Annotated in this window: 6 protein-coding genes; all 6 read right to left on the bottom strand. The window is 67.2% G+C overall.

Annotated elements, in window-relative coordinates; genetic code table 11:
- Window position 1: 1 nt before the first annotated feature.
- Entirely contained in the window at window positions 2–970 is a 969-nt protein-coding gene (locus B0E52_RS07010) for a magnesium and cobalt transport protein CorA (RefSeq protein WP_139351612.1), read from the bottom strand.
- Window positions 971–1,059: 89 nt separating this feature from the next.
- Window positions 1,060–2,268: a DUF4105 domain-containing protein gene (locus B0E52_RS07005; RefSeq protein ID WP_077482959.1), complete on the bottom strand. Its 1,209-nt coding sequence runs from the start codon at window positions 2,266–2,268 to the stop codon at window positions 1,060–1,062.
- Between the two features lie 126 nt (window positions 2,269–2,394).
- The gene (locus B0E52_RS07000; protein ID WP_077482957.1) at window positions 2,395–3,246 is read right to left on the bottom strand and encodes a transporter associated domain-containing protein; all 852 of its coding nucleotides are present in this window, start codon (window positions 3,244–3,246) and stop codon (window positions 2,395–2,397) included.
- 171 nt (window positions 3,247–3,417) lie between these two features.
- Window positions 3,418–3,879 carry an rRNA maturation RNase YbeY gene (gene ybeY / locus B0E52_RS06995; protein ID WP_077482955.1) on the bottom strand — a complete coding sequence of 154 codons (462 nt, stop codon included), beginning with the start codon at window positions 3,877–3,879 and terminating at the stop codon, window positions 3,418–3,420.
- A complete protein-coding gene (locus B0E52_RS06990) occupies window positions 3,876–4,859 on the bottom strand; it encodes a PhoH family protein (RefSeq protein WP_077482953.1) in 984 nt (327 codons plus the stop codon). The genes ybeY and B0E52_RS06990 overlap by 4 nt, the downstream gene beginning before the upstream one ends.
- Window positions 4,860–4,980: 121 nt before the next feature.
- On the bottom strand, window positions 4,981–6,324 hold the full coding sequence (gene miaB / locus B0E52_RS06985) for a tRNA (N6-isopentenyl adenosine(37)-C2)-methylthiotransferase MiaB (RefSeq protein WP_077482951.1): 1,344 nt from the start codon (window positions 6,322–6,324) through the stop codon (window positions 4,981–4,983).
- Window positions 6,325–6,338 lie beyond the last annotated feature (14 nt).

The following is a 6,338-nucleotide window of genomic DNA, read 5'->3' as shown; positions in this document are numbered from 1 at the left end:
CCTACAACCACTTCGCCCGCTTCAGCCCCAGGTAGATCCCGCCCACCACGCAGGCCACCACGCCGATGATGACCGGGTAGCTCCAGGATTCGGCGAGTTCGGGCATGTGGGTGAAGTTCATGCCGTACCAGCTGGTGATGAGGGTGGGCGCGGCGAGCATCGCGGCCCAGCCGGCGAGCTTCTTCATCACCTCGTTCTGGCCGAAGGTGACCAGCGACAGGTTCACGTTGATCGCGGCGGTGAGCATCTCGCGCATCGCGCTGATCGCGTCGTTCACGCGCGTCACGTGGTCGTGCACGTCGCGGAAGTAGGCGCGCAGTTCGTCGGGAATCAATTGCGGATGCAGCCGTACCAACTGGCTGATCACGTCCTGCAGCGGAGCCACCGCGAGGCGCATCGTCATCAGGTCGCGCTGCATGTCGTACAGCCGGCGCACCGTGTCGCGGTTGAAGCTGGCGGCGAAGATGTCCTGCTCCAGCTCCTGCAGTTCCTCGCGGAAGTCGCGCACGATCGGCAGCAGGTTGTCGACGATGAAATCGAGCACGCTGTACAGGCCGTAGCTCGGTCCCAGCGAGAGCAGGTCGGGCGAATGTTCGCAGCTGCGCCGCGCGGGCGCGTAGGAGAGCGAGGCGCCGTGGCGCACGGTGACCAGGTAGCGCGCGCCGAGGAAGATGTGCGTCTCGCCGAAGGCGATGTGGCCGCCGGTGAGCTGGGCAGTCTGCACCACGATGAACAGCGAGTCGCCGTAGGCCTCGATCTTGGTGCGCTGGTGCGCGCTCTGCGCGTCCTCGATCGCGAGGTCGTGCAGGTCGAACTCCTCCTGCAGCTTCAGCAGCAGCGCTTCGTCCGGCTCGTGCAGGCCCACCCAGACGAAGGTGTCCGGCTCCTTGAGCACATCGCTGATCGCATCGATGCCCACGTCGCCGATGCGCTGGCCGTCGTTGCGGTAGGCGACGCAGTTGACGACCATGCGGGCGTCGGCGGAAGGGCTTGTGACGGACTGGGACGTGGGCATGCCGGCATGATGCCGCGCAGGCAACGGTTGGGCAACGCGCGGTATCAGATGGTTGGTTGCCGCAAACGCCACGCCAATGCCAGCCACACCGGTAGCGCGAACAGCAGCCAGGGCTGGTTCTGCTGCACGGTGCCGGGCAGCAGGTGCAACAGCACGGCGATCAGGACGGCGGCGAGTTGCAGGATCAGCACGGTGTTGGCGAAACGCCCGGGTGCGAGGCCGCGGCGGGCGCGCCACGAGGCGCGCAGCAGCAGGAAGGCGAGCGGGCTGAACAACAGCAGGTTCGCGTTGTACCAGGCGGCGTGGTGGCTGGTGAGCGTCCACAGCATCAGCAACAGCAGGCCGACGAGGCCGGCGACGACCAGGTACAGCGTGGCGAGCAGGGCGTGGATGAGTGGCACGCGGCGCGCGGTCGCCACGAGCAGGAGGGCGAAGGCGAGTCCGGCCGCGCCCAGCGGCAGGCGCAGGTCGGGCGCTTGCCCGGGCGGCACCGGCAGGCGGTTGGGTGAGAGCAGTTGCTCGTCCTGCACCAGCGGCTGACTGCCGCCGTGGCCGTCGGGTACGCGGATGCCGCGCAGGTTCGCCTGCAGTTCGTAAGGCAGGAAGCTTTCGCTCCAGGCGCTCATCGGCTGGTCAGCGTAGGGGCCGAGGCCGAGGTCGAGCAGCAGCATCAGCCAGGGTTGCGCGCTCATCAGGCGATCGGTCTGCTGGCGGTAGCTCATGCCGCCGGGCTGCGTGGCGAGGCGTGCCTTGAGGACGCCGCCCAGCGCCTTGTCCAGCGCATCGCGCACGCGGGTGGTGCAGTTGTCGATGTAGTAGTCGTAGTTGTAGCCGGCGTTCTCGGGGCGCAGATTCCAGAACAGGAAGTCGCGCAGCGCGCCGGCCTGCTCCGGCGTGAGCGCGAGGCGCTGGCGGGTGATCGAGCGGCCCACGTCGACGTAGTAGCTTTCTTCCTCGCCGGTGGGCTCGGCATCCATCAGGTAGTGCATGCGGCCGCGCGCGAAATTGAGGAAGAAGTTCTTCTCGTTGAAGTCGAACACGCCGTAGTTGAAGTTCACCGCCTCGCCGCTGACGGCGTCGCGCAGCTCGATCGCATCGTGGCCGAAGCGCTCCCAGTAGATGTCGCCCGGGCCGTAGGTAACCAGCGACACTTCCAGGTTCGCGCCGGGAGCGTTGGCGACGCTGGCGTGGGCCGGGGCAATGGCCAGCAGGAAGAGGGCGAGCAGAGCGAGCAGTGAGGAGGTGATGCGCATGATTTCCGGCTTCTGCTCCTCCCCCTGCTTGCAGGGGGAGGTTGGGAGGGGGTGTTTTGGCGCTGGTCAAGAGCGACCCCTCCCCAACCCTCCCCTGCATGCAGGGGAGGGAGGGAAATGGTGCGCTCAGGCGTCCGGTGCGCGGCGGGTGACGCGGAATTGCTGCACGCGTCGGTCGTCGGCTTCGGTGACGTGGAATAGGTAGTCGCCGGCGCCGGCTTCCTCGCCCGCCTCGGGCAGGTGGCCGAACTCGGCGGTGAGCAGGCCGCCGATGGTGTCGAACTCCTCGTCGGAGAACGCGGCGCCCACTTCCTCGTTGAAGTCCTCGATCGGGGTGAGTGCGCTGATCAGCCATGAGCCGTCGGCCTGGGCGTGGATCAGCGCCGGTTCTTCCTCGTCGTCGTGCTCGTCGTCGATCTCGCCTACGATCTGTTCCAGCACGTCCTCGATGGTGATCAGGCCGGCCACGCCGCCGTATTCGTCCACCACCATCGCCATGTGGTTGCGGCTGCGGCGGAACTCGGCCAGCAGCACGTTGAGGCGCATCGACTCGGGGATCAGCACCGCGGGGCGCAGGATCGCGCGGATGTCGAAGTGCTCGCCGTGGCCGAAGAACTTCAGCAAGTCCTTGGCGAGCAGGACGCCGAGGATGTCGTCCTTGTCCTCGCCATGCACGGGGAAGCGCGAGTGGCCGGATTCGACCACGGCGGCGAGGATCTCATCGAGCGGCGAGTCGGCGGCGATCATCACGATCTGCACGCGCGGCACCATCACGTCGTCGACGGAGAGCTCGGTGACCTTGAGCGCGCCCTCCAGCATGGGCAGGGTGTCGGCGCTGAGCAGGCCGTTGACCTGGGCGGCGCGCAACTCGTCGATCAGTTCCGCGCGGTTGCGCGGCTCGCCGGAAAACAGGTGGCCCAGTCGATCCCACCAGGTGCGATGGGCCGGGCCGCTGGTACTGCCGGGGTCGTCGTTCATTACTCGGGTTGCAACTGCCCGAAGCCGGGCGGGACCAAAAGTCTAGCGGAAAACCCGTGACAATTCAGGGTGTAGGAGCACCCCACCCCAACCCTCCCCTGCATGCAGGGGAGGGAGTGCCGGCGCGGCGGCTTTCTCCTCCCCCTGCTTGCAGGGGGAGGTTGGGAGGGGTCAAGCCGCGTAAGGATCGGCGATGCCCAGCCCGGCGAGAATGCGCGTCTCCAGCGCTTCCATGGCCTCGGCCTCGGCCGTCACGATGTGGTCGTAGCCGAGCAGGTGCAGGGTGCCATGCACGGTGAGGTGGGCCCAGTGGTCGCGTGCGCGCTTGCCCTGTTCGGCGGCCTCGCGCGCCACCACGGGGGCACAGATCACCATGTCGCCGATCAACGGCAGCTTCAGGCCAGGCGGCAGCTCGGCCTCGAAGGACAGCACGTTGGTGGCGTAGTCCTTGCCGCGGTAGTCGCGGTTGAGCGCGCGGCCCTCGTCGGCGTCAACGATGCGGATGGAAAGTTCGGTGGCCTTGCGCCGCTTCGCGCCATGCAACGCCGCCTCGACCCAGCAGCGGAAGCTCGCCGGCGCGGGTATGCCGGCGCGCGGCACGGCATAGCCGAGATGGACCGTCGCCGTGCTCACTTGGCGTCCTCGTCCTTCTGCTCGAAGGCCTCGTACGCCCGCACGATCTTCGCCACCAGCGGGTGGCGCACCACGTCGCGCGAGGTGAAGAACGTGAAGCTGATGCCGTCCACGCCGCGCAGCACTTCCACCGCGTGGCGCAGGCCCGAACGCACGTTGCGCGGCAGGTCGACCTGGCTGACGTCGCCGGTGATCACCGCCACCGAGCCGAAGCCGATGCGGGTCAGGAACATCTTCATCTGCTCGACGGTGGTGTTCTGCGCCTCGTCCAGGATCACGTACGAATCGTTCAAGGTGCGGCCGCGCATGTACGCGAGCGGTGCGATCTCGATCACGTTGCGCTCGATCAGCTTGGCCACTTTCTCGAAGCCGAGCATCTCGTACAGCGCGTCGTACAGCGGGCGCAGGTAGGGATCGACCTTTTGGCTGAGGTCGCCGGGCAGGAAGCCCAGCTTCTCGCCGGCCTCGACCGCCGGACGCACCAGCAGCAGGCGCTGCACGCGGTTCGCCTCCAGCGCCTCGACCGCGCTGGCCACGGCGAGGTAGGTCTTGCCGGTGCCGGCCGGGCCCACGCCGAAGCTGATGTCGTGGGTGGTGATCGCGTGCAGGTAGCGCGCCTGGTTCGGGCCGCGGCCCTTGATCACGCCGCGCTTCACCTTGATGACGACGTCCTGCGTGCCTTCGGCCGCGTCGTCGGCACGCGCGTCCACGCCCGATTCGACCAGGTGCAGGTTGATCTTCGCGCCGTTCAAGGTCTCGTTCTCGGTGACGGCATACAGCGCGCGCAACACCTTCTCGGCAGTGCGCGCGGAGGCTTCCTCGCCGATCGCCTTGAACAGGTTGCCGCGGTGGTCGATCTCCACGCCCAGGCGCAGCTCGATCTGGCGCAGGTGCTCGTCGAACGGCCCGCACAGCGTGGCGAGCCGAGCGTTGTCTTCCGGATCGAGGGCGAAATCGCGTTCGGTGGGGCCGTTGGTCATGCTTCTTGGCTTCTTTTGACTCCTCCCCCTGCTTGCAGGGGGAGGCTGGGAAGGGGTGTTCTGGTGTCGGCAAAAGCGACCCCACCCCAACCCTCCCCTGCAAGCAGGGGAGGGGGCTGGATCAGGCTGCTGCTTCGGTTACGCCATGCACCCGGCCACGCAAGGAATTGCTCATCGCGTCGGTGATCAGCACGTCGACGAAGCGGCCGATCATGCGCGCGTCGCCGGGAAAGTTCACGTAGCGCATGTTCTCGGTGCGGCCGGCGAGCTCGTGCGGGTTCTTGGTGCTGGGCTTTTCCACCAGCACGCGCTGCACGCTGCCGACCATCGCCTCGTTGATCGCCTTCGCGTTCGCGTTGATCGCCGCCTGCAGGCGTTCGAGGCGAGCGTGTTTCTCGGCCATCGGCGTGTCGTCGGCGAGGCTGGCCGCCGGCGTGCCGGGGCGGGCGGAGAAGATGAAGCTGAAGCTCTGGTCGAAGCCGATGTCCTCGATCAGCTTCATGGTCTTGCCGAAGTCCTCGTCGGTCTCGCCGGGGAAGCCCACGATGAAGTCGGACGACACGCAGATGTCCGGGCGCACTGCGCGCAGCTTGCGGATCTTCTGCTTGAACTCCAGCGCGGTGTAGCCGCGCTTCATCGCGCTCAAGATGCGGTCGGAGCCGGCCTGCACCGGCAGGTGCAGGAAGTTCGCGAGCTTGGGCACGCTGGCGTAGGCCTCGATCAGCGAGTCGGAGAACTCCAGCGGATGCGAGGTGGTGAAACGGATCCGGCCGATGCCCTCGATCTGCGCGATGGCGTGGATCAGCACGGCGAGATCCGCGATGCCGCCGTCGTGCATGGGGCCGCGGTAGGCGTTGACGTTCTGGCCCAGCAGGTTCACCTCGCGCACGCCCTGCGCGGCGAGTTGGGCCACTTCCACCAGCACGTCGTCGAACGGGCGGCTGATCTCGGTGCCGCGGGTGTAGGGCACCACGCAGTAACTGCAGTACTTGGAGCAGCCTTCCATGATCGAGACGAAGGCGGTGGGGCCTTCGGCGCGCGGCTCGGGCAGCTTGTCGAACTTCTCGATCTCGGGGAAGGAGATGTCCACCTGCGGCCGGTGGGTGGCGCGATTGGCCTCGATCAGCTCGGGCAGGCGGTGCAGCGTCTGCGGGCCGAACACCAGGTCCACGTAGGGCGCGCGCTTGATGATGGCCTCGCCTTCCTGGCTGGCCACGCAACCGCCCACGCCGATGACCACGTGGCGGCCACCCTGCTTGTGCTCCTTCCAGCGGCCGAGCTGGCTGAACACCTTTTCCTGCGCCTTCTCGCGGATCGAGCAGGTGTTGATCAGGATAACGTCCGCCTCGGACTCGTCCTGGGTCAGCTCCAGGCCGTGCGAGGCCTTGAGCACGTCGGCCATCTTGGCCGAGTCGTACTCGTTCATCTGGCAGCCGTGGGTCTTGATGAAAAGCTTGCCGCTCATGGGTGCTGGTTACC

This window comes from Rhodanobacter sp. C06 (genome assembly GCF_002001105.1).
GTDB lineage: Bacteria > Pseudomonadota > Gammaproteobacteria > Xanthomonadales > Rhodanobacteraceae > Rhodanobacter_A.
This window is presented reverse-complemented; position numbering and strand designations above follow the sequence as displayed.

Coding starts and splice junctions, on each gene's coding strand:
- B0E52_RS07010 (WP_139351612.1), bottom strand. CDS start 970: ATGGTCGTCAACTGCGTCGCCTACCGCAACGACGGCCAGCGCATCGGC.
- B0E52_RS07005 (WP_077482959.1), bottom strand. CDS start 2,268: ATGCGCATCACCTCCTCACTGCTCGCTCTGCTCGCCCTCTTCCTGCTG.
- B0E52_RS07000 (WP_077482957.1), bottom strand. CDS start 3,246: ATGAACGACGACCCCGGCAGTACCAGCGGCCCGGCCCATCGCACCTGG.
- B0E52_RS06990 (WP_077482953.1), bottom strand. CDS start 4,859: ATGACCAACGGCCCCACCGAACGCGATTTCGCCCTCGATCCGGAAGAC.
- miaB (WP_077482951.1), bottom strand. CDS start 6,324: ATGAGCGGCAAGCTTTTCATCAAGACCCACGGCTGCCAGATGAACGAG.